Origin of the sequence: Bradyrhizobium sp. CIR48 (assembly GCF_014198315.1) — a bacterium.
Taxonomy (GTDB): Bacteria; Pseudomonadota; Alphaproteobacteria; order Rhizobiales; family Xanthobacteraceae; genus Bradyrhizobium.
The window spans coordinates 72,751-93,388 of sequence record NZ_JACIHG010000011.1; the positions used below are offsets into that span (position 1 = coordinate 72,751).

At 63.2% G+C, this 20,638-nt stretch carries 16 protein-coding genes and 1 tRNA gene; 10 read left to right on the plus strand and 7 right to left on the minus strand.

What is annotated here, in order from left to right:
• Positions 1-112: 112 nt before the first annotated feature.
• Positions 113-1,387, plus strand: a complete 1,275-nt coding sequence (locus GGD66_RS29950) for a DUF2130 domain-containing protein (protein ID WP_183260279.1) — start codon at positions 113-115, stop codon at positions 1,385-1,387.
• A 97-nt stretch (positions 1,388-1,484) separates the two neighbouring features.
• Here the strand turns inward: GGD66_RS29950 and GGD66_RS29955 are convergent, their stop codons facing one another.
• The 6 genes from GGD66_RS29955 to GGD66_RS29980 all read right to left on the minus strand — a co-directional run bounded on the left by GGD66_RS29955 (position 1,485) and on the right by GGD66_RS29980 (position 7,754).
• A complete protein-coding gene (locus GGD66_RS29955; protein WP_210321712.1) occupies positions 1,485-1,913 on the minus strand; it encodes a hypothetical protein in 429 nt (142 codons plus the stop codon).
• A 126-nt stretch (positions 1,914-2,039) separates the two neighbouring features.
• Entirely contained in the window at positions 2,040-2,672 is a 633-nt protein-coding gene (locus GGD66_RS29960; protein WP_183259926.1) for a hypothetical protein, read from the minus strand.
• A 39-nt stretch (positions 2,673-2,711) separates the two neighbouring features.
• A complete protein-coding gene (locus GGD66_RS29965; RefSeq protein ID WP_183259928.1) occupies positions 2,712-3,785 on the minus strand; it encodes a UvrD-helicase domain-containing protein in 1,074 nt (357 codons plus the stop codon).
• Positions 3,769-5,370, minus strand: a complete 1,602-nt coding sequence (locus GGD66_RS29970; RefSeq protein WP_183259930.1) for an ATP-dependent endonuclease — start codon at positions 5,368-5,370, stop codon at positions 3,769-3,771. The genes GGD66_RS29965 and GGD66_RS29970 overlap by 17 nt, the downstream gene beginning before the upstream one ends.
• Positions 5,371-5,578: 208 nt before the next feature.
• Entirely contained in the window at positions 5,579-7,579 is a 2,001-nt protein-coding gene (locus GGD66_RS29975) for a tyrosine-type recombinase/integrase (protein ID WP_183259932.1), read from the minus strand.
• A gap of 100 nt (positions 7,580-7,679) precedes the next feature.
• Positions 7,680-7,754, minus strand: a tRNA-Gln gene (locus GGD66_RS29980).
• A 257-nt stretch (positions 7,755-8,011) separates the two neighbouring features.
• On the opposite strand from GGD66_RS29980, the gene GGD66_RS29985 reads away from it, so the two are divergent.
• Positions 8,012-9,790 carry an acyl-CoA dehydrogenase gene (locus GGD66_RS29985; protein ID WP_183259934.1) on the plus strand — a complete coding sequence of 593 codons (1,779 nt, stop codon included), beginning with the start codon at positions 8,012-8,014 and terminating at the stop codon, positions 9,788-9,790.
• A gap of 91 nt (positions 9,791-9,881) precedes the next feature.
• On the opposite strand, the gene GGD66_RS29990 is transcribed toward GGD66_RS29985, so the two are convergent.
• Positions 9,882-11,120, minus strand: coding sequence for an MFS transporter (locus tag GGD66_RS29990; protein ID WP_183259936.1), 1,239 nt, complete (start codon positions 11,118-11,120; stop codon positions 9,882-9,884).
• A 205-nt stretch (positions 11,121-11,325) separates the two neighbouring features.
• On the opposite strand from GGD66_RS29990, the gene GGD66_RS29995 reads away from it, so the two are divergent.
• The 8 genes from GGD66_RS29995 (at position 11,326) to GGD66_RS30030 (ending at position 20,632) form a co-directional block, all read left to right on the plus strand.
• On the plus strand, positions 11,326-12,084 hold the full coding sequence (locus tag GGD66_RS29995) for an enoyl-CoA hydratase-related protein (RefSeq protein WP_183259938.1): 759 nt from the start codon (positions 11,326-11,328) through the stop codon (positions 12,082-12,084).
• Between the two features lie 183 nt (positions 12,085-12,267).
• Complete coding sequence (locus GGD66_RS30000) at positions 12,268-13,929, plus strand: bifunctional UDP-sugar hydrolase/5'-nucleotidase (protein WP_183259939.1); 1,662 nt, start codon at positions 12,268-12,270, stop codon at positions 13,927-13,929.
• Between the two features lie 133 nt (positions 13,930-14,062).
• A complete protein-coding gene (locus GGD66_RS30005) occupies positions 14,063-14,992 on the plus strand; it encodes a histone deacetylase family protein (protein WP_026202776.1) in 930 nt (309 codons plus the stop codon).
• A gap of 74 nt (positions 14,993-15,066) precedes the next feature.
• A complete protein-coding gene (locus tag GGD66_RS30010; RefSeq protein ID WP_008132970.1) occupies positions 15,067-15,318 on the plus strand; it encodes an exodeoxyribonuclease VII small subunit in 252 nt (83 codons plus the stop codon).
• Between the two features lie 606 nt (positions 15,319-15,924).
• On the plus strand, positions 15,925-17,853 hold the full coding sequence (gene dxs / locus GGD66_RS30015) for a 1-deoxy-D-xylulose-5-phosphate synthase (protein WP_183259941.1): 1,929 nt from the start codon (positions 15,925-15,927) through the stop codon (positions 17,851-17,853).
• Positions 17,854-18,039: 186 nt separating this feature from the next.
• Complete coding sequence (locus GGD66_RS30020; RefSeq protein ID WP_183259944.1) at positions 18,040-18,594, plus strand: nucleoside 2-deoxyribosyltransferase; 555 nt, start codon at positions 18,040-18,042, stop codon at positions 18,592-18,594.
• A 63-nt stretch (positions 18,595-18,657) separates the two neighbouring features.
• Positions 18,658-19,392, plus strand: a complete 735-nt coding sequence (locus GGD66_RS30025) for a TlyA family RNA methyltransferase (protein WP_183259946.1) — start codon at positions 18,658-18,660, stop codon at positions 19,390-19,392.
• Entirely contained in the window at positions 19,385-20,632 is a 1,248-nt protein-coding gene (locus tag GGD66_RS30030) for a methyltransferase (RefSeq protein WP_183259948.1), read from the plus strand. Before GGD66_RS30025 ends, GGD66_RS30030 begins: the two co-directional genes overlap by 8 nt.
• Positions 20,633-20,638 lie beyond the last annotated feature (6 nt).

Consider the following 20,638-nt stretch of genomic DNA (forward strand, 5'->3'; position numbering starts at 1 on the left):
CCGGCCGCTATGGCCGCGGCCGCCGCAATTGCGCGGGATAACCCGCGCGCAGGGCTTAAACGGCGCTCCCTCGCCCAGTACTATCGCGGGCAATCATCCGAGGACCAATACCGTGACTGATCCCCAGATCGTCTGCCCGAGCTGCCGCACCGAAATCAAGCTGACAGAGTCGCTCGCCGCGCCCCTGATTGCCGAGACGCGCCGGAAGTTCGACCAGCAGCTTGCTGCCAAGGAAGCGGACTTTGGCCGGCGCGAAGCGCTGCTCAGGCAGGCCAGCGAAGAAATCGCGAAAGCTCGCGAGGCCGTCGACGAACAGGTCGCCGCAAAGCTGAAGGCGGAGCGGTCCAGTATCGTCGAAACGGAAGCAAAGCGAGCACGCCTGGCGATCGCCGATGAACTCGGCGCGCGCGACCGGCAGCTGGCGGATTTGCAGCAGATGCTCACAGCTAACAACGAGAAGTTGGCCGCGGCCCAGAAGATCCAGGCGGACATGCTCCGCAAGGAGCGCGAGCTCGACGATGCCAAGCGCGAAGTCGAGCTCACGATCGAGACGAAGGTCCAGCAGGCACTTGCCGCCGTGCGCGAGAAGGCCAAGCTGGAGGCCGAGGACGGCTTCAAGGCGAGAGTCGCGGAGAAGGAAGCCCAGATCGCCGGCATGAACCGGCAGATCGAGGAACTCCGCCGCCGGGCCGAACAGGGCTCACAGCAGCTGCAAGGAGAAGCCTTGGAGCTCGAATTGGAATCCCTGCTTCGCAATCAGTTTCCGCGCGATCTCATCGAGCCGGTGCCGAAGGGCGATTTCGGCGGCGACGTCCTCCATCGCGTGTTCGGTCCTGGTGGACAGACCTGCGGCACAATCCTGTGGGAATCGAAGCGGACCAAGCGTTGGAGCGACGACTGGCTGACCAAACTGAGGAGCGACCAGCGCGCAGCCAAGGCGGAGGTCGCCCTCATTGTCTCGAGCGCCCTGCCAAAGGACGTCGAAACCTTTGGACTGGTCGACAACGTCTGGGTCGCTGAGCCTCGGTTCGCCGTCCCGCTGGCGATCGTACTCCGGCACGGGCTGATCGACCTCGCCGGCAGCCGTCAGGCTCAGGAAGGCCAGCAGACCAAGATGGAGATGATGTACGGCTATCTGACCGGTCCCCGCTTCCGCCATCGCATCGATGCGATCGTGGAGAAGTTCACCGACATGCAGGCCGACCTCGACCGCGAACGCAAGACGATGATGCGGCTTTGGGCAAAGCGCGAAGAACAGCTCCGCGGCGTGCTCGACTCCACCGCCGGCCTCTACGGCGATCTACAGGGCATCGCTGGTCGGGCAATGCAGGAGATAGAGAGCCTTGATGTGTTAATGATCGAGGCGAAGGGCGAGGCGGCGGAGTAGATTTGAGCTTCATGCAGCTGAATCTGAGCACTGATAAGATCTGCGACCAACGTTCATCAGTGTTAGGTGGCTCGAAATCACAGCATGACAGCGCGCTTCACGTATAAAAGGCCAATTGATCGAGGGTAAGCAGGGCCTGAAGCGCTCGCACCATCGTATAAGTTTCAGGCGCTGCCGCACCGTGGCCGACCGCATGCCGCGAACTGGCATTGCCTGTCCGAGCTGCGGGATCGAAGTCAGCGAAGGTGTGCGATCTCAAATAATGAGCGAAGGCGGCCGGGAACAAGAGCGTATCCGGATGCCCCGCCTTTGCCTCAGCCGACGCGACTGCGAATTCCAGCAGCTTCTTAATCCGCGCGCCTTTTCCATGAACCTTGCGATAGGCGTCACCCAAAATTCCTTCGATCTCGGTCAAGGCGATTTTGAGCACGGGTACGGCGTCGCCTTCCGCGAAGGACTTTAGCGCCGAGCGCAAGAGCCGTTCCTTGCCGGCAAAATGCGCTTTCGCCATCCACCGGCCGAACATCCGCTCGATCCGCTCAGAGTCGAACTTCGCCAGGATCTTCGTTTCCTCTTCATCGAGCTCAAATCCGGCTTCGCTGAACTTTAGGAGCCCTCCAAATTCGGGGCCGAGAATTTCTACGAATGGAAACTAGCCTGCGGCGACGAGCCGTGAAAACACGGCCTGGTCGGCGATCGCATCGTAGAGATCCCGGTACTTCAACCTGCGATGCAGCGAGCCAAGGTCGCGCTGCATTTCCTCTACGGAAAAGTCGGCATCAGGGTTGAAATCGAAGAACATGCCAAAGCGCCAGCCTTCGCGAAAAATGCAGACGACACGATCTTCTTTGCCGATCGGGACAAGAGGAAAACTCATGCCGGTAACGTCAGCAATGTCGTACTCGAACACCACCGCCCCAGCGACCATGTCTCGCTTGGCCCTGATTTGAAGTGCGACCGCTGCGGTATCGAGCCACAAGTCGCCCGTGTCGTCCAGATGTACGACGAGGAGGACGACGTCGGCGCGCTTGAGGTTGACGGCGCGTCCGGACTGCCGCGCGACGTATTCGATGTGATTGCTCAGGCCCTCCGCCACGCGATGAAAGAACTGATCGTCCGAAGTGAGGCTCAGCCTTGTGTAGACCTGGATGGTATTCCCTCCGCGGCTGTTTTCCGCGGATACGCCGTGCAATTGGAGGCCGGACAGCTTTATGGGATCGGCGATGTTTCGCGCCATGATACCGGGTGAGCGAGGCTGGTCCTGTTCGGGCGGGGATTCGGTCATCGCGCCATTCTAACACGAGCCGCATCGATATCCTTGAGCCTATGGCTCAAAGATCGAAATTCCCGGCACGGCCACATCACCATCGTGGATAAAAGCGATGCTCTGATAAGCACGGGTAATGCCGACATAGACCTCGTCTGCCGACCCGGCAACGTGCTCCGGCTTACCTGTGCGGAGCCATTTGGTGATCCCTCCGTAAGGAATGATCAGAACGCGTTCGAAACCGAGGCCTTTGACCACGCCAAAGTTCTCGGCCGGGAGACCGGCGCCAAATCGCCGGTCGAGCCGAAGCACCTTCGGTTGATACTGCCTCCGGTATTCCTCGACGTGGATCGTCCGCACCACGAAGACGCCGTCGTGTACGGTCTGGCTCTCGTTCTTCGATTGAGCTTTGGGGAGATCAGGAAAAATGAGGTCGGCCACATCGCAGATCGGTTGGATGCAACGGCGACTTTGTGCCATGTAAGTGACTTCACACAGCCCAGCTTTCTTCCAGGCTTCGGCCTTCAGAATGAAGCCGCGTCCGCAAAACTTCTTGTTCTTTGTCGCGTAGCTGGTGCGATATGTCGACTGACGAATGTCGCCGACAAGTGACATGGCAATGGGAGAGCGGAGCAGCAGCTCCAGGACATCGATGTCAAATCCGGCAAGGTCCTGCACCTCATGAACGAAGATGTGGGCAAACATATCGTTCAACCTGCGAATGACTTTCCCATCGCTCGCCTCATTGCACAGCAAGGCAAAATCGCCAAGGCGGTCGGAGTAGGCCTGGTTCTCGCGGTCGCAATAATACCGGGCAACGTCTGCCTTCTGGACATAGGTACGGGTGGCGCCCTTGGCGAAGTGAACGCCCGCGACCCGCTCCTGATGAACGAAGCCTTGATAAGGGCGCACCATCTCGTGAAGGACGAAGGTGTACCACGGATAGATCGTGATCTCCGGCGGCACGCATCCGCTTAGCTCAATCAGCTTGCGCCTAATCTCCTCCACGTTCTTGAGCGTAAACGTGGTAATCGCAACCTTCCGCGGACGCATCGAAAGCGCCTGCGTCACGATTTCCGTTGTTTTGCCCGCGCCTGCCGACGCAAAGACGATCTTATTCGACGGCGGCATTGATATAGCCGGGGAAAGCTATCGCCTCCGTCGTGTCGAAAATCTTGAGGGCGACGTCGGTTTTGTTAGCGGGCTTGGTCATGTATTCGGTCAGCTCGCTTGAATCGGCGTAGTCGGTGCCGAGCACGCTGTTCAGGAGCTCAAGGCTATTGGCCTTGAGCATCTGGGGCTCAAGCGTTGGGAATGCTTCGTCATCATCGTAACGGACGTTTATCTTACCATCCGCAGGGTAATCGGCGTATTTGGTTTTCAACGCTTCAACATCGCCGTCGTTGTCCGTGACCACGTCGGTCTTGATGCCGAGAAGCTTTGCGATTTCGAGAAACCGTTTGAACGCCAGCCCTTTCACCGAAATCACGTCTACGCCCTTTTCGAGCGGGCTTACGCCGTGCTTTTCGATAAACGCCTTTTGAACAACAAGCTCGTCGGACGGACCTTCGACAAGAATGCTTCTGCTGCTCAACAGCAGCCGCAGCGTGTCGTGTCCGGGCAGCTTCTTGAAATATTCGTAGGTATCCGCAGTCAGCGCATCGAGCCTCATGGAATCGCCGTTCCTGAACAGGATGACGTTGTTGATGCCTAGCTTGTTGAGGACAAAGCTTGAATGCGTCGTGATGATGAGCTGGCGCGAGCCCGCCTTCTTCGTTATCGCATTGATGAGACCGTGCAAGCGGGAAAAGGAAAGATGGTTCTCGGGCTCTTCGATAAGGAACACATTTGCCTCGGAGCTATTCTCAAGCGCCAGCTTGATCTTGACGGCGTTTTGTTCCCCCTTGCCTACGAGGGTAATGGGAACATCATCGAGGCTCGGCATGACGGCGTTTTCCCAGCCGCCCCGCGCCGTTGGATCGAGTGTCATCGAGAGGGTCTTCTCGGAGATTTCCCCGTGGCGCTCCACGAACTTTGCGTTGATCTGCTTTATGCTGTCGTCGGCGAGAAAGAGCTCCCTGAGCTTCCGATAGGCGACGGACAACTGAACCTGCTCTTTCGCCGGCAATGCCTCCCGAATGAGACCTGTCACATAGCGGTTCGCACCCGTGATCGTGGTGATGCGGCTGGCATCCACGATGAGGGGAGATAGCGGAATCTGACGCGGCAATACGGATTTTCGCGCGAAGGATCGACAGACGGCCTGATAGTATTCGACCGGGATCGAGCGAACGTCGTCGCGCTTGGCTATATATTGCTCGTAGGCGTCCTTGTACGCGTCGTTGAATTCGATCGAATAGATAATGCCCGGGAGATCCCCTGGCTTCTCCGAATGGTTATCACCCCTGAACTCGGCGAGTTCCGGGATATCGCCAAAGAACAGCTCGATCGTGATTGCCGGAAGAGTTGCGGGCTTTCCGCCATGCAGCGCCGCAAGGTAGTCGCGGGTCGCCTGCACGGAAAAAAGAAACGGGTGTAGCTCCTGGGCAAGAGGCCGTCCGGTCAAGGAGCCAGTCAACGCCAGGCTGATGGCTTCGAGGAGCGTTGATTTTCCAGCTTCGTTGTCGCCTACGAGAATGTTCAGGCCGTCACGGAATTCAATATCGCAATGTGCAAGTGATCTATAATTTCTGATCTTCGCTTTCGTGATGTGCATGCGAATCGCCAATTCCTCACGTAGTGGGGGCTGGCCGAGATTGTAGCAGGAAGGCCCCTCTTGCAACCGAGGAGCGAATAGGAAGTCGATAGCGCATAAGGACAACGTCGTGGCGTTCGGCAAGCGCCTCTACGGCCCTGGACCGCCCGCAGATCGGAGGGATAGATCTATGGATCGGTGACAAAAGGATCGGCGAAACTTCAAAGACTTAAGAGGACTTGGGCGATCGCGGCAGCGGTGAAGCGTTACGTTTCGACCGCGACGGCTGAGAAAACGGCGCAACCTCCTTCTTCAACACCCACGGCAGCAGCTGCACCTCCTGCGGCCGCAAATGCGCTGTCACGACCGGCAGCTTCTCCACGAACTTAAGGAGGGTCGCGATTTCATGCGGCTCGCAATAGCGCTCGCTGGTCTCGCTGTCGCCACCGTGCCCAAGCAGGTCGGCCCGATCCTCCTCCGCTACCAATTTCTTCTTGAGCTGCGCGCCGAACAGATGGCGCACCGCATGGGAGCCCAATCCTTCCTCCGTTACTCCTGCGCCTTCCAGAATGGGGTTGAACTGCTTGTAGAAGCGATCGCCTAACGGAGATCGGCTGGAGGGAGAATAAAGGTCAGGGAAAAGCAGCTTGTAACCAAGCGCTTTGATGGCCTTGACGTAGGCAACGAAATTGAGCCGAAGCACCTCCACATGCAACGGGATGTTCCGCTGCGACTGAGGATTCTTGATCCGCCTCCGTTGGTTCTTGGCAATATGGAGATAGGGACTATCGCCATTGTCGAGGACGACGTCGTCCACCATCAGCCCGCACAATTCCTCCCGGCGGCAGCCGGTATAGTAGATGAGGATCGGCACGAAATAGAGAGCGCAATGGAAGATCTGGTTAAGGCCTTCCGGTCCCGGTTCGTCCAACCGATCCCAAGCTGCACAATTGTTGAACGGAGGCGTCCGAAAAATGGCCGCAGCCTGCTCGAAGGGCAACTTGGCCCTCTCGTCCCGCGCGCGCTTCTTCTTGCCCTTCGAGCGAAGTGCAACGAGGTCGATCTCTGCGAGGCTGCCAACCCCGCGCGCAACTGCGTGCCGGAAGATTTGAGCAAGGAACGTAAGGTGACGATTGAGCGTATCGCCGGCGATCCCGCGTTCGCTTGAATGATGTGCCATAGCAACAGCGCGCAGCTCGGCGATGCTCCGGCCTTCATCCTTGGCGGACTTTCCGTAATTCTTGTAGATGCCCGACCGAAGAAAATCGACGAACTTGCCGACATGCTGTTGGCACAGGGCGTTTAAGTCCTGGACGTGTTGGTCCTGCAGCATGAACTTGATGAACAGGTTCGAAATGCTTCTCGCCTGCCGCTGGGTCTTGTCGTCCCAACGACCGTCTCGGGCATTATGCAGGATGACATCGTCCGCGAATTTCGAGAAATCCGCCATTGCGACCGACGGCGTAGGGTCGCTCTCAGCCTTCGGTGGATCGCTGGGACCGGCACGGCTGCCGGCCTCGGACGGCAAGACCTGCTGCGGTGGATCGCTCCTCGCAAGCAGCATGCGATCCACAAAACCCTCATCCTCGACGCGACGGCTCCCGTAGCGTCGGTCGATCTCAGCCAGCGCGAGCCTCATTCCCCGGAAGTACGTCCCCTGCGCGACATTGATGTTCATCGCCGTCGGGGTCGCGCCGACCGCATCGACCATTCGCCGGAGGATGTGCCCATTCGTCGGGACCATTTCGTTGATCCGGAGCATGGCGAGATGATTTTGCACGGCGTCGATATCTGCGTCCGAGAGCCCGTCGGCGCTCATCCGAATGCGATCCTCTGCGCGCACGGCGGCAGTAGAGCCCTGCGCGTCCAGTAAGGCATAGGCCCAAAACGCTCGCTTATCGCCCAACCGTGCTTGTTCGAAGTCGAACCCGGGCGAAGTCTTGGCAGCGTGCGCGACGCGCTCGAGCTTCGTCAGATGCTTGTCGACGACGCCCCGGAGCATTGTCTCAATTTGGGACCCTGACAGGTGCAGGTCTTCGGTATCGGCGAGCATCGCGGCATCTTCCAGGATGAGGTCAAGCTGAGCAGCCAGCCGACGTGCCACCACGTGGCTGGTCGTTCGGAGGCTCAGAAAAAGATGCGGGCGATCCAGGACATTGGCAAGCACACGCGGCGGTCGGCGCCGCCAGTAATACACGGACGGCTTCCCGGCGAAGATGTGGACAGCCATCGCGAAACACACCCTGTGCAGCAGCAGTGTGTCGCAGAGCTGTGCAGCAGCTCCCCAGCCAGGCCGGTTTCGTGAGGTATTTCAGGCGGGGCGGGCAATCTGGCTGGGGCGGGAGGGATCGAACCTCCGAATGGCGGAATCAAAATCCGCTGCCTTACCGCTTGGCTACGCCCCAACAGGCGACCTGGGGGCCGGCGGAAGAACTGGCTACCGCAGATTCCCTTGGTCGCAGCCGGTCTATAGGGAGCGGCGCAGCATTTCAACCGCCTGAAGGGCCAAAATACCACAGCCCCGGGTTCGGCGCCGCTACACTCTCTTTATGGGCCCGCGACGGCCCCGTTCTGACCGCCACCGTCCGGCCCCTCCCGCCCCATTGAGACCTCCCCCATTTCATGGGAATAGGGCGCCAAGACCTGTCCACGGGAGTGAGCCATGACCTACCGCGCGCCGATTTCTGACATGCTGCTGTCGCTCAATCACGGCGCCGGCCTCAAGGCTGCCGTGGAGGCCGGTCATTACGGCGATTTCGACGCCGACATCGCCGCGGCCGTGCTGGAGGAGGCCGGCAAGTTCGCAACCGACGTGCTGGCCCCGCTCAACAAGGTTGGCGACGAGCACGGCATCAAGCTCAGCGACGGCAAGGTGACGACCGCGCCGGGCTGGCCGGACGCCTACAAGCGCTGGACCGAGGGCGGCTGGAACGCGGTGTCCGGCCCCGAAGATTTCGGCGGCCAGGGCCTGCCGATCGCGATCAATGCGGCCTGCACCGAGATCTGGAGCGCCTCGAACCTCGCCTTCGGCCTCTGCCCGCTGCTGACGGCGTCGGCGATGGAGGCGCTGGACGCGCATGGCAGCAGTGAGCTGAAGACAATCTATCTCGAGAAGCTCGTCTCCGGCGAATGGACCGGCACGATGCAGCTGACCGAGCCGCAGGCCGGCTCCGACGTCGGCGCGCTGCGAACCCGCGCCGAGAAGCAGGCCGACGGCACCTATCGCATCAAGGGGACGAAGATCTTCATCACCTATGGCGAGCACGACATGACCGACAACATCGTGCATTTCGTGCTGGCGCGCCTGCCCGATGCGCCCGCCGGCACCAAAGGGATCTCGCTGTTCCTCGTGCCCAAGTTCATGGTCAATGCAGACGGCTCGCTCGGGCAGCGCAACGACATCTATGCGAGCGGCGTCGAGCACAAGCTCGGCATGCACGCTTCCCCGACCTGCACCATGACCATGGGCGATCATGGCGGCGCCATCGGCTTCCTCGTCGGCGAAGAGAACCAGGGCATGCGCTGCATGTTCACGATGATGAACCAGGCCCGTCTCGGCGTCGGCCTCGAGGGCGTCGGCGTCGCCGATCGCGCCTACCAGCAGGCTTTGTCGTATGCGCAGGAGCGCAAGCAGGGCCGCGCCGTCGGCAGCAAGAGCGAAGGCTCGGACGCGATCTTCGTGCATCCCGACGTCAAGCGCATGCTGATGCGGATGCGGGCGCAGACCGCCGCCGCGCGCACCATCTGCTATGCGACCGCGGTCGCGATCGACGTCTCGACGCGTGCCAGGGATCCCAAGGTGCGAGCGGATGCCGCCGCGCGCGCGGCGCTGCTGACGCCGATGGCCAAGGGCTATTCCACCGACATCGGCAACGAGGTCGCCTATCTCGGCGTGCAGGTGCATGGCGGCATGGGCTTCATCGAGGAGACCGGTGCGGCCCAGCATTATCGCGATGCCCGCATCACCGCGATCTACGAGGGCACCAACGGCATCCAGGCGATCGACCTCGTCACGCGCAAGCTCGCGGCCAATGGCGGCGCTGCCGTCTGGGCGCTGCTCGACGAGCTCGCAGCGACGGTCAAGAAAGTCGAAGCGTCGAACGATCCGGCTTTTGGCACCACGGGCGTCAAGCTGCGCGAAGCGCTGGAGGCCTTGACCCGCACCAGCAAATGGCTGCTGGAGCGCGTGACGTCCGCGCCGAACGAGGCGCTTGCCGGCGCGACACCCTATCTGCAGCAGTTCGGCTCGACGCTCGGCGGCTGCCTGCTCGCCTCCGAAGCACTCGCCGCCAAGGCCGACGGCCTCACCGATGCGCCACGCTACGTCTCGCTCGCACGCTTCTTCGCCGAGAACATCAGTGTGCAGGCCGGCGCGCTCGAGCGCACCGTGACCGAGAGCGCGGAGTCCGTCGCAGCGGCGGATGCGGTGTTGCTGGGGTAAGGAGGCCTTGTAGCCCGGATGGAGCGCAGCGCAATCCGGGGCCGACCTCGCTCATGGCACGAATCCCGGATTACGCTTCGCTCCATCCGGGCTACGAGGCCACGGCCTTCGCGCTTCTCCCAGGCCGCCACAACACGACGCCCGCCGCCACGAGATCCAGCACGACGCACATCGCGAAAGCCGCGGTGTAATTGCCCGTCAAGCTCCGCACGAGCCCGACGATGCCCGGACCGAAGGCGCTGACGACGCCGCTGATCGAGGTGCCCAATCCCATTGCGGCGGCGAAGGCGGCGGCACCGATCTCGCGTTGGATGATCAAGGGCGGGAACGTGATCATGTTGCCGATCGAGAAGCCGTAGACGGCGCAGCACACCAGCAGCACCGTCGGGCTCGTGCTCTGCACGAGAACGAACAGCGCCGCCGCCTGGCTCGTCATCGACGCCGCGCAGGCGAGCCGGGGATCGAGCCGGTCGACGAACAGGCCGAGCGACAGGCGGCCGACCACCGCCATCGCCGCCATGATGGTGACCGCGCCGCCTGCGGCCGAGCGGCCGATCAGCGGCTCGAGAAACGTCACCTGGTGGATGATGAATCCCATCTGCGCCAGCAGCGCGATCGCGATCGGCAAGACCATGGTCCAGAACGCCGCGTTGGCGAGCAGCGTCTTGCGGGAATGGCTTGGTGCGGCCGTGCTCTCACCGGAAGGGCGTCCGCCCGAAGCCGGCGAGGTCCCGGCAGGCCAGCCGATGAAGGTCACGACCACCGGCAGCACCAGCACCATCATCGCGAGCGTGGCCGCCAGCATGGCGGAGCGAAAGCCGATGCTGCCGGTCAGCGACAGCAGCAGGGGAACGAGGATGATGCCGCCGCAGGTCGCGCCGTTGAATGCGAGGCTGAGCGCCAGCCCGCGCCGGCGTTCGAACCAGGAGTTCAGCACGGTCGCGATCACCACGGTGCCCATGCCGGTCCAGCCGACCGACATCAGCGCATAGGCGAGATAGAGCTGCCAGGGCGTCTGCATCAGCGCCAGCAGCACCGTCGAGGCGCCGAGCGCCGCCAGGCCGCACAGGATCAGCGACCGCAAGCCGATGCGCGCGAGCAGATCGTCGGTGAAGATGACAAGGACGGAGGTCAGGAGAAAGGAGAACGTGCTGGCCGTGGAGACCAGCGTGCCCGGCCAGCCATGGGCGCGCTGCAGCTCGGCGAGATAGACGCCCTGGCCATACAGGCCGAAGCCGAACATGAAGAAGGCCATCAGGAAGCAGGCCAGCACGACGCGCCAGCCGCGGTAGTGCAGCGAGGATTCGTCGATGCGGGTTGCGGCAATCATCAATCGGGCAATCGGATCACATGGAACCGCGGGATCGTGCACCACAACCACTGGTTTTTCAAATGAAACATTGTAGCCAATTGTTGCGATGCGTTGGCTCCGAAAAGGTTGACTCAGCGCATTGGCACGCCTGCGGGATCATGTAGGCTGATGCTCGGCGAGACTCGCGAAGCGGCGAGCATCGCGGCGAGCGCAGGGGGCTCTCATGCCGAATGGCAATATCGTCGTCACCGAAGAGCGCGGAACGCGTATCATCACCCTGCGCCGCCCGGGCAAGAAGAATGCCATCACCCAGGATATGTATCGGGAGATGAGCCACGCGATCGACACCGCGCAGAACAACCCCGACATCCGCTGCATGATCATCACCGGCGGCTCAGGCGTGTTCACTGCCGGCGACGATATCGACGATTTCATGCACGCCGACACCGCGCGCCCCGAGACGTTGTCGGAAGGCGCGAAGTTCCTCTATTCGCTCGCCCTCAACGTCAAGCCGATCATCGCCGCCGTCGACGGCGCCTCGATCGGCATGGGCACCGTGATGCTGTTTCACTGCGACTACGTGCTGGCCTCGAACGCTGCGACCTTCTCCGCGCCCTACATCCATCTCGGGCTGGTGCCGGTCGGCGCCGCCAGCCTCTTGATGCCGAACACGATGGGATATCAGCGCGCCTTTGCCATGCTGGTGATGGGGCGGACTTTTTCCGCCGCGGAGGCGCACGCGGCGGGCTTCGTCAACACCGTGGTGTCGCCCGGACATACCGAGGTCGAGGCGCGCAAGGTGGCGCGCGACATCTGCCGGCTGCCGGCCGAGGCGGTCGCAACCTCCCGCAAATTGCTGCGCGCGCCGGCCGAAGAGCTCACCCGCCGCATCGACCAGGAAGGCCATCTGTTCGGCGAGCGGCTGAAATCTGACGAAGCGGTGGCGGCGTTCAATGCGTTTGCGAACCGGAAGAAGAAGTAGCGGGCTCTCTCCGCGAGTCCAGTATCGTAGGGTGGGCAAAGGCGCACTTGCGCCGTGCCAACGCCTTAAGACGTGGGCACGCTTCGCTTTGCCCACCCTACGATACTGAGGTTGGGGAGAAGTCCAGCACGGTTACGATAATGCTTCGTGAAATCTTCGCGTGGACCGACTAATCTTGGTTCCATGCGAAATGCCTTACGATCCATCCTTGCCGCCCTCGCTCTCGCCTCCGCCCTCCCCGCCTCGGCCCAGACCGCCGCGCCGGTCGAGCTGCGCGTGCTCGCCATCAACGATTTTCACGGCAATCTGCGTCCGCCGCCGGGCGGCATTCGCATCAATGATCCCGAGGACGGAGCCCGGAAGGTGATGGTGGCGGCCGGCGGCGCCGAATACATGGCGACGCTGGTGAAGCAGCTGCGCGAGGGACACAAGAACACGATCTTCGTCGCCGCCGGCGACCTGATCGGCGCGAGTCCGTTCCTGTCGGCGATGTTTCACGACGAGCCTTCCGTGGAGGCGCTTTCGCTGATGGGGCTTGCGATCAGTTCGGTCGGCAATCACGAGTTCGACGAGGGCAAGACCGAGCTGCTCAGGATGCAGAACGGCGGCTGTCATCCGGTCGACGGCTGCCAGGGGCCGCATCCGTTCACGGGCGCCAAATTCCGTTATCTCGCCGCGTCCACCATCGAGACCGCGACGGGCAACAGCGTGCTGCCGCCCTACGAGATCAGGGAGTTCGACGGCATCCCGATCGCCTTCATCGGGCTGACCTTGAAGGAGACCGCGGGCATCGTCTCGCCTGCTGGCATCGCCGGGCTCGAATTCCGCGACGAAGCCGAGACGGTGAATGCGCAGGTCGCCCAGCTGAAGGCGCGCGGCGTCGAGGCGATCGTGGTGCTGATCCACCAGGGCGGCGAGCCCGCCGGCGACTACAATGAATGCCCTGCCATCACCGGGCCGATCGTCGATATCGTCAAAAAATTCGACCGCGCCGTCGATGTCGTCGTCAGCGGCCATACCCACCGCGCCTATGTCTGCGACATCGACGGACGGCTCGTCACCAGCGGCGACAAATACGGCACGCTGGTCACCGCGATCGATCTCAAGCTCGATCCTGTAACCCGCGACATCGTCAGCGCCAAAGCCGAGAACGTCATCGTCGCCAACGCCTCGCTGGCGAAGGACGCCGAGCAGACCGCGCTGATCGAGGCCTATGACAAGCTCTCGGCGCCGATCGCCAACCGGCCGGCCGGATCGGTGACGCAGACGCTGTCGCGCGTGCCGAACGAGGCCGGCGAAAGCGCGCTCGGCGACATCATCGCGGACGCGCAGCTTGCCGCGACCAGGGACGCCAAGGATGGCAGCGCTGTCATCGCGCTCACCAATCCCGGCGGCATCCGCACCGACATCGTCCCGAAGGAGAACGGCGCGATCTCCTTCGGCGATGTTTTCGCCAGCCAACCGTTCCGCAACCGCCTCGTGACGATGACGCTGACGGGCAGTCAGCTCAAGGACATGCTCGAGCAGCAATGGCTGGACCCGAAGCGGCCGCGGATTCTCCAGGTATCGAACGGGTTCAGCTATGCCTGGGATGCGTCGAAGCCATTCGGCGAGCGCGTGATCGCCGACAAGATGACGCTGGGCGGCAGGCCGATCGAGCAGGCCAGCGGCTACCGCGTCACCCTCAACGATTACCTCGCGGTCGGCGGCGATGGTTTTACCGTCGCCAAACAAGGCACGGCGCCGCAATATGGCGGCTACGACGCGGACGCGCTGTTCGCGTTCTTCCGGGCGCACGGTCCGATCGGCCCGCTGCCGCTGAGTCGCATCCTGCGCGTGAATTGATCCGGATCAAACGGGCCAGAACCGGACGACCCTTTGCCATTCCCGTTCAAACGCATAGATTGGGATTTGCATTGCGTTTTGGCGCCGGATGCGCCAAGCGACGTCGAAAGCCCGGATCCATGAGGCCGACCTGATGAGCACGCTTCTCCTTTCCCACAAGGCCTGCCTCGACCATGTCACGCCGCCGGGACATCCTGAAAGGCCGGATCGCCTGCGTGCGGTGGAGGAAGCGCTGTCGCATGAGCGCTTCCAGTTCCTGGTGCGCGACCAGGCGCCGGAGGGCGATCTCGATCTCGTCACGCTGTGCCACAACGAGCACTACGTCACCGAGCTGCGCCACATCGCACCGAGCAGCGGGCAGGTCTATATCGACGGCGACACCTCGATGTCCCCTGGCACGTGGGAAGCGGTGATGCGCGGTGTCGGCGGCGCGGTGGCGGCGACCGAAGCGGTGATGGCGGGCGAGCATCGCAACGCCTTCGTCGCGGTGCGTCCGCCCGGCCATCACGCCGAGATCGGCAAGCCGATGGGCTTCTGCTTCTTCGACAATGTCGCCATCGCCGCGCGCCACGCCCAGCGCAAATACGGCATCAAGCGCGCGGCCATCGTCGATTTCGACGTGCATCACGGCAACGGCACGCAGGACATCTTCTGGTCGGACCCAACCGTGATGTACTGCTCGACGCACCAGATGCCGCTGTTTCCGGGCACCGGCGCGACGGGCGAGCGCGGCGACCACGACACCATCGTCAACGCACCGCTCGCCTCCGAGGACGGCGGGCCGGAATTCCGCTCCGCGTTCGAGAATTTGATTCTGCCGCAGCTCGAGAAATTCAGCCCCGAGCTGCTCATCATCTCCGCCGGCTTCGACGCGCATTATCGCGATCCGCTGGCCTCGCTGAATTTGCGCGCGGAGGATTATGCCTGGGTGACGCGCAAGCTGATGGATCTCGCCGACAAGTCCGCGGGAGGGCGCGTTGTTTCGGTGCTCGAGGGCGGCTATGACCTGCAGGGACTGAAAGAATCTGTTACGGCGCATGTCGGCGCCCTGATGGGCGCCTGACGACGCCCGCCACATTAAGCCCGCAAAACCCGCCTTCACTGCAAGGAAAGCGAATCGGGCAATCGGAAACGGATATGGCCGAAAATACTCAAGTCGACGTCTCCAGGCTCACCTTCGAGCGCGCGATCGAGGAACTCGAAACGATCGTGAAGCGGCTCGAGGACGGCAAGGTGCCGCTCGAGGAGTCCGTGACGATCTACGAGCGCGGCGAGGCGCTGAAGCGCCGCTGCGAGGAATTGCTGCGCCAGGCCGAGGCGCGCGTCGACAAGATCACCACCGATGCCAGCGGCCAGGCCACCGGCACCGCGCCGCTGGACGTGCAGTAGGGAAAGCCGAGAGTTCCCGCTCAGCCTTTCCGAGGGGAGGCCCCAAAACGTCATCACGGGAGCGTGGCCGCCATGATTTCATGAACGCACGGCGCGATCCCGCCAACCAGCACGGTTCCGTGCAACCGGATCGATGCCATCCGTCCGGAAATCCGTCCTCGGGACCAAAAAAAGATCTCATTCAGGCGGAAAAGCCTGCCAGGGGACCCGGCAAGGCTGGAACCCATTGTCCCGGGCCACGGTTAACCACTCTGGCCCGCCGGTTGCATCTGCATACCCCCAATCGGTCCTGCGGGTTGGCTTTGGCCCAAGCTTTGGTGTAAAGCTGCGCGGAGTGTGGCTTTTTGCAAGCCTTGCGTGGGCAGAGAATTCCGACGACAAGCGCTTCAAACTGCTAATGAAATTGGCTGGGACGGACGAAGCCGATCTAAGTGACAGGGATCACAGAGACTGAACCGGAGCGCACTTAAGCTTACCTAAGCTTGAAGACGGGGCCTTGCCCCATGCAGGTGGCTCCGACGGTTTGAGGACTCGCGCTGCGCCGATATTGTGCAAACCCATCGCGCACCGGAATGACCTTCCGGCGCTGACAAATTGGAAATCGCCGTGAACGCATACAGTAAAACGCCGCTTCTCGACACCATCCGGACGCCGGAAGACCTGCGCAAGCTCAAGATCGAGCAGGTTCGCCAGGTTGCCGACGAGCTGCGGCAGGAGACCATCGATGCCGTCTCGGTGACCGGCGGTCACTTCGGCGCGGGCCTCGGCGTGGTCGAGCTCACCACTGCGATCCATTACGTCTTCGACACGCCGCGCGACCGGCTGATCTGGGACGTCGGCCATCAGGCCTATCCGCACAAGATCCTCACCGGCCGGCGCGACCGCATCCGCACGCTGCGCACCGGCGGCGGCCTGTCCGGCTTCACCAAGCGCAGCGAGAGCGATTACGATCCGTTCGGCGCGGCGCATTCCTCGACCTCGATCTCCGCCGGCCTCGGCATGGCGGTGGCGCGCGACCTCTCCGGCGGCAAGAACAACGTTATCGCCGTGATCGGTGACGGCGCGATGTCGGCCGGCATGGCCTATGAAGCCATGAACAATGCGGGTGCGATGAACTCGCGCCTAATCGTCATCCTCAACGACAACGACATGTCGATCGCGCCGCCGGTCGGTGCCATGAGCGCCTATCTGTCGCGGCTCTACTCCGGCAAGACCTATCGCACGCTGCGCGATGCGGCCAAGCAGATCAACAAGCGCCTGCCCAAGATCATCGCCAACCGCGCCAACCGCGTCGAGGAATATTCCCGCGGCTTCATGATGGACGGCGGCACGCTGTTCGAGGAGCTCGGCTTCTACTATGTCGGCCCGATCGACGGCCACAATCTCGACCATCTGCTGCCTGTCCTGAAGAACGTCCGCGACATGGAGACCGGCCCGATCCTGGTCCACGTCGTGACGCAGAAGGGCAAGGGCTACGGCCCGGCGGAAGCGTCAGCCGACAAGTACCACGCCGTCGTCAAGTTCGACGTCGCGACCGGCACCCAGGCCAAGGCCAAGCCGAATGCGCCGGCCTACCAGAACGTGTTCGGCCAGAGCCTCGTCAAGGAAGCGCAGAAGGATGACAAGATCGTCGCCATCACCGCGGCGATGCCGTCCGGCACCGGTGTCGACATCTTCAACAAGGCCTTCCCCGGCCGCACCTTCGACGTCGGTATCGCCGAGCAGCACGCGGTGACCTTCGCCGCCGGTCTTGCCAGCGAAGGCTACAAGCCGTTCTGCGCGATCTACTCGACCTTCCTGCAGCGCGGCTACGACCAGATCGTGCATGACGTCGCGATCCAGAACCTGCCCGTCCGCTTCGCCATCGACCGTGCCGGCCTCGTCGGCGCCGACGGCGCCACGCATGCCGGCTCGTTCGACAACGCCTATCTCGGCTGCCTGCCGAACATGGTGATCATGGCCGCGGCCGACGAAGCCGAGCTCGTGCACATGGTGGCGACCCAGGTCGCAATCGACGACCGTCCGAGCTCGCTGCGCTATCCGCGCGGCGAAGGCCGCGGCATCGAGATGCCCGAGGTCGGCATTCCGCTCGAGGTTGGCAAGGGCCGCGTGATTCGCCAGGGCAGCAAGATCGCCCTGCTCTCCTTCGGCACGCGCCTCGCCGAATGCGAGAAGGCGGCCGACGAGCTCGCAGCCCACGGCCTGTCGACCACGATCGCCGACGCGCGCTTCATGAAGCCGCTGGACACCGAGCTGGTGCTCAAGCTTGCGCGCGACCACGAGATCCTGATCACGATCGAGGAAGGCTCGGTCGGCGGCTTCGGCTCGCATGTCGCGCAGTACCTGACCGATCAGGGCGTGCTCGACACCGGCATGGTCAAGTTCCGCTCGATGGTGCTGCCCGACGTGTTCCAGGACCACGACACGCCGGCCGCGATGTACGGCCGCGCCGGTCTGGACGCCAAGGGCATCGTCGCCAAGGTGTTCGAGGCGCTCGGCAAGGACGTGAAGGCCGAGACGGTCAAGCTGGCCTGAGGTGGTACACCTCTCCCGCTTGCGGGAGAGGTCGGATCGCGAAGCGATCCGGGTGAGGGTTTTCGCCTCTTGGGGGTTCTCGATTGCCGAGACACCCCCTCCCCAACCCTCCCCCGCAAGCGGGAGAGGGAGCGCAGTTTTCGCCGCGGTTCGCAGCTCGCCTGAATTTCTCCGAAGCAGTCAGCCATGAAAATCTATCTGGCAGGCCCCGACGTGTTCCTGCCGGATGCGATCGAGATCGGCCGGCGCAAGGTCGATATTTGCGCCGCGCACGGGCTCACCGGCCTCTATCCCCTCGACAACGCCATCGATCTCACCGCGCCCGATGCCGCGCGGCAGATCTTCTGCGGCAACGAGGCGATGATGGATGCGGCCGACGCCATCATTGCCAATCTCACCCCGTTCCGCGGCGCCGGCGCCGATCCCGGCACCGTCTACGAGCTCGGCTACATGGCCGGCCGCCGCAAATTCTGCCTGGCCTATTCCAACGACGGTGCCGCCTATGCCGACCGTGTCGGCCGCTTCATGGAGGTCACTTCCGAGGATGGGCGGCTGGTCGACGCGCAGGGACTGACGGTCGAGGATTTCGGCCTCGTCGACAATCTCATGATGATCCATGCGCTGGAGCTGCACGGCTGTCCGCTGGTGACGCCGGCCGCGATGCCGATCGACGTCTGGCATGATCTCGCCGCGTTCGAGGCTTGCGTCCGGATGGCGGCCGCGCGATTGATCGCTACATAAGCAGATCAATCGTCCCAAGAAGCGTCCCAAGACCCGTACCAAGAGCCGTACCAAGAGAGCGTGATGTCCCCTGCCCGCAAGCGCGCAGATGTATTGCTGGTCGAGCGCGGCCTGTTCGAGAGCCGGGCGCGGGCGCGCGCCGCGATCGAGGCCGGGCTCGTCACCGCCGACGACAAGCCGGTCGCCAAACCGTCGGAGACGATTGCCGAGGACGCCGTGATCCAGGCCGAGCCCGCGCACCCCTACGTCTCCCGCGGCGGCGTCAAGCTCGCCGGCGCGCTGGAGCGGTATCCGATCGAGATCGAGGACCACGTCTGCCTCGACGTCGGCGCCTCCACCGGGGGCTTCACCGAGGTGCTGCTGGCGAACGGCGCGAGCCTCGTGTTCGCCATCGACGTCGGCACCAGCCAGCTGCATCCCTCACTGCGCGACCACCCCAAGATCGTGTCGATGGAAGAGACCGACATCCGCAGCTATGATGGCAAACGACTGCCGGCACGGCCCGATGTCGTCGTCATCGACGTCAGCTTCATCTCGCTGAAGACCGTGTTGCCGGTGGCGCTGTCGCTGGCGGCAGCGCCGATGAGCCTGCTGGCGCTGATCAAGCCGCAATTCGAGGCTGACAGGAAGCACAACAAGAAGGGCATCGTCCGCGACGCCGCCGTGCACCGGGAAATCTGCGACGACATCGCCGCCTTTGCCGCTTCGCTCGGCTGCACCGACATCGAGATATTCCCCTCGCCGATCACCGGCGGCGACGGCAATATCGAATTCTTCCTGGGCGCGCGTCGTGGTTGAGCGCATCAGGATCGATCATGTCGGCCATCGCGGCGACGGCGTCAGCCTCGACGCCGGCGAAGCGATCTATGTGCCCTACACGCTTGGCGGCGAGACCGTCGAGGTCGATCACGTCGTGGGCAACCATCCCGATCGCCGCAAGCTGCTCGCAGTCGACGTCGCAAGCCCCGAGCGCATCGAGCCGTTCTGTCCGCATTTCGGCGTCTGTGGCGGCTGCGCCATCCAGCATTGGGCGGCCGAGCCATATCACGCCTGGAAGCGCGGCATCGTGGTGGAGACGCTGGCCCAGGCCGGCATCGCATGCGAGGTCGCGCCGCTGGTCGATGCCCATGGCGCCGGACGCCGCCGCGTCACGCTGCATGGCCGCTTCGGCACGCATGATATCCTCAAGGTCGGTTTCTCGGCGACGAGCTCACACGACGTCATCCCGATCCATCGCTGCCCGATCCTCGATCCCGCACTCGACGGCGCGATCGATGCCGCCTGGGCGCTCGCCGAGCCTTTGACGTCCAGGATGCCGGTGACCAAGCCCCTCGACATCCAGGTGACCGCCACCGCCAACGGCCTCGATGTCGACGTGCGCGGCTCCGGCCCGCTGCCGACGCCGCTCGTCACCGCGCTCTCGCGCGTCGCCGAGCAGCATCGCCTGGCGCGGCTGACGCGGCATGGCGAATTGGTGCTGCAACGCCTGGCGCCGACAATAAAGATGGGCCGCGCCGAGGTGACGCTGCCGCCGGGCTCGTTTCTGCAGGCGACCGTGGCGGGCGAAGAGACGCTGGCAGCGCTCGTCGCCGAGCGCATCGGCAAGGCCAAGGAGGTTCTCGACCTTTTCTGCGGTGTCGGTCCGTTCGCTCTGCGGCTCGCAGAGAAGGCCCGCGTCACCGCCTATGACAACGACGCCGGCGCCGTCGCAGCGCTGGCGAAAGCCGCGCGCACGCCGGGCCTGAAGCCGATCAAGGCCGAGCCGCGCGATCTGTTCCGCCGCTCCCTGGTGCCGCCCGAGCTACGTGACTTCGACGCCGTGGTGTTCGATCCGCCGCGCCAGGGCGCACAGGCGCAGGCGCTTAAGCTCGCCGCGAGCAAAGTACCCGTCGTGGTCGCGGTGTCCTGCAACGTCGCGACATTTGCCCGCGACGCGCGGCTGCTGATCGACGGCGGCTATCGGCTGGAGGCGGTGGTGCCGGTCGATCAGTTCCGGCACACGCCGCATGTGGAGCTGGTGGCGCGGTTCAGCCGTTGAGGTCAG

Bases quoted from the DNA above. Each gene is read 5' to 3' on its own strand.
- GGD66_RS29955 (WP_210321712.1), bottom strand. From the start codon at position 1,913: ATGTTCGGCCGGTGGATGGCGAAAGCGCATTTTGCCGGCAAGGAACGG.
- GGD66_RS29960 (WP_183259926.1), bottom strand. From the start codon at position 2,672: ATGACCGAATCCCCGCCCGAACAGGACCAGCCTCGCTCACCCGGTATC.
- GGD66_RS29965 (WP_183259928.1), bottom strand. From the start codon at position 3,785: ATGCCGCCGTCGAATAAGATCGTCTTTGCGTCGGCAGGCGCGGGCAAA.
- GGD66_RS29970 (WP_183259930.1), bottom strand. From the start codon at position 5,370: ATGCACATCACGAAAGCGAAGATCAGAAATTATAGATCACTTGCACAT.
- GGD66_RS29975 (WP_183259932.1), bottom strand. From the start codon at position 7,579: ATGGCTGTCCACATCTTCGCCGGGAAGCCGTCCGTGTATTACTGGCGG.
- GGD66_RS29985 (WP_183259934.1), top strand. From the start codon at position 8,012: ATGACCTACCGCGCGCCGATTTCTGACATGCTGCTGTCGCTCAATCAC.
- GGD66_RS29990 (WP_183259936.1), bottom strand. From the start codon at position 11,120: ATGATTGCCGCAACCCGCATCGACGAATCCTCGCTGCACTACCGCGGC.
- GGD66_RS29995 (WP_183259938.1), top strand. From the start codon at position 11,326: ATGCCGAATGGCAATATCGTCGTCACCGAAGAGCGCGGAACGCGTATC.
- GGD66_RS30000 (WP_183259939.1), top strand. From the start codon at position 12,268: ATGCGAAATGCCTTACGATCCATCCTTGCCGCCCTCGCTCTCGCCTCC.
- GGD66_RS30005 (WP_026202776.1), top strand. From the start codon at position 14,063: ATGAGCACGCTTCTCCTTTCCCACAAGGCCTGCCTCGACCATGTCACG.
- GGD66_RS30010 (WP_008132970.1), top strand. From the start codon at position 15,067: ATGGCCGAAAATACTCAAGTCGACGTCTCCAGGCTCACCTTCGAGCGC.
- GGD66_RS30020 (WP_183259944.1), top strand. From the start codon at position 18,040: ATGAAAATCTATCTGGCAGGCCCCGACGTGTTCCTGCCGGATGCGATC.
- GGD66_RS30025 (WP_183259946.1), top strand. From the start codon at position 18,658: ATGTCCCCTGCCCGCAAGCGCGCAGATGTATTGCTGGTCGAGCGCGGC.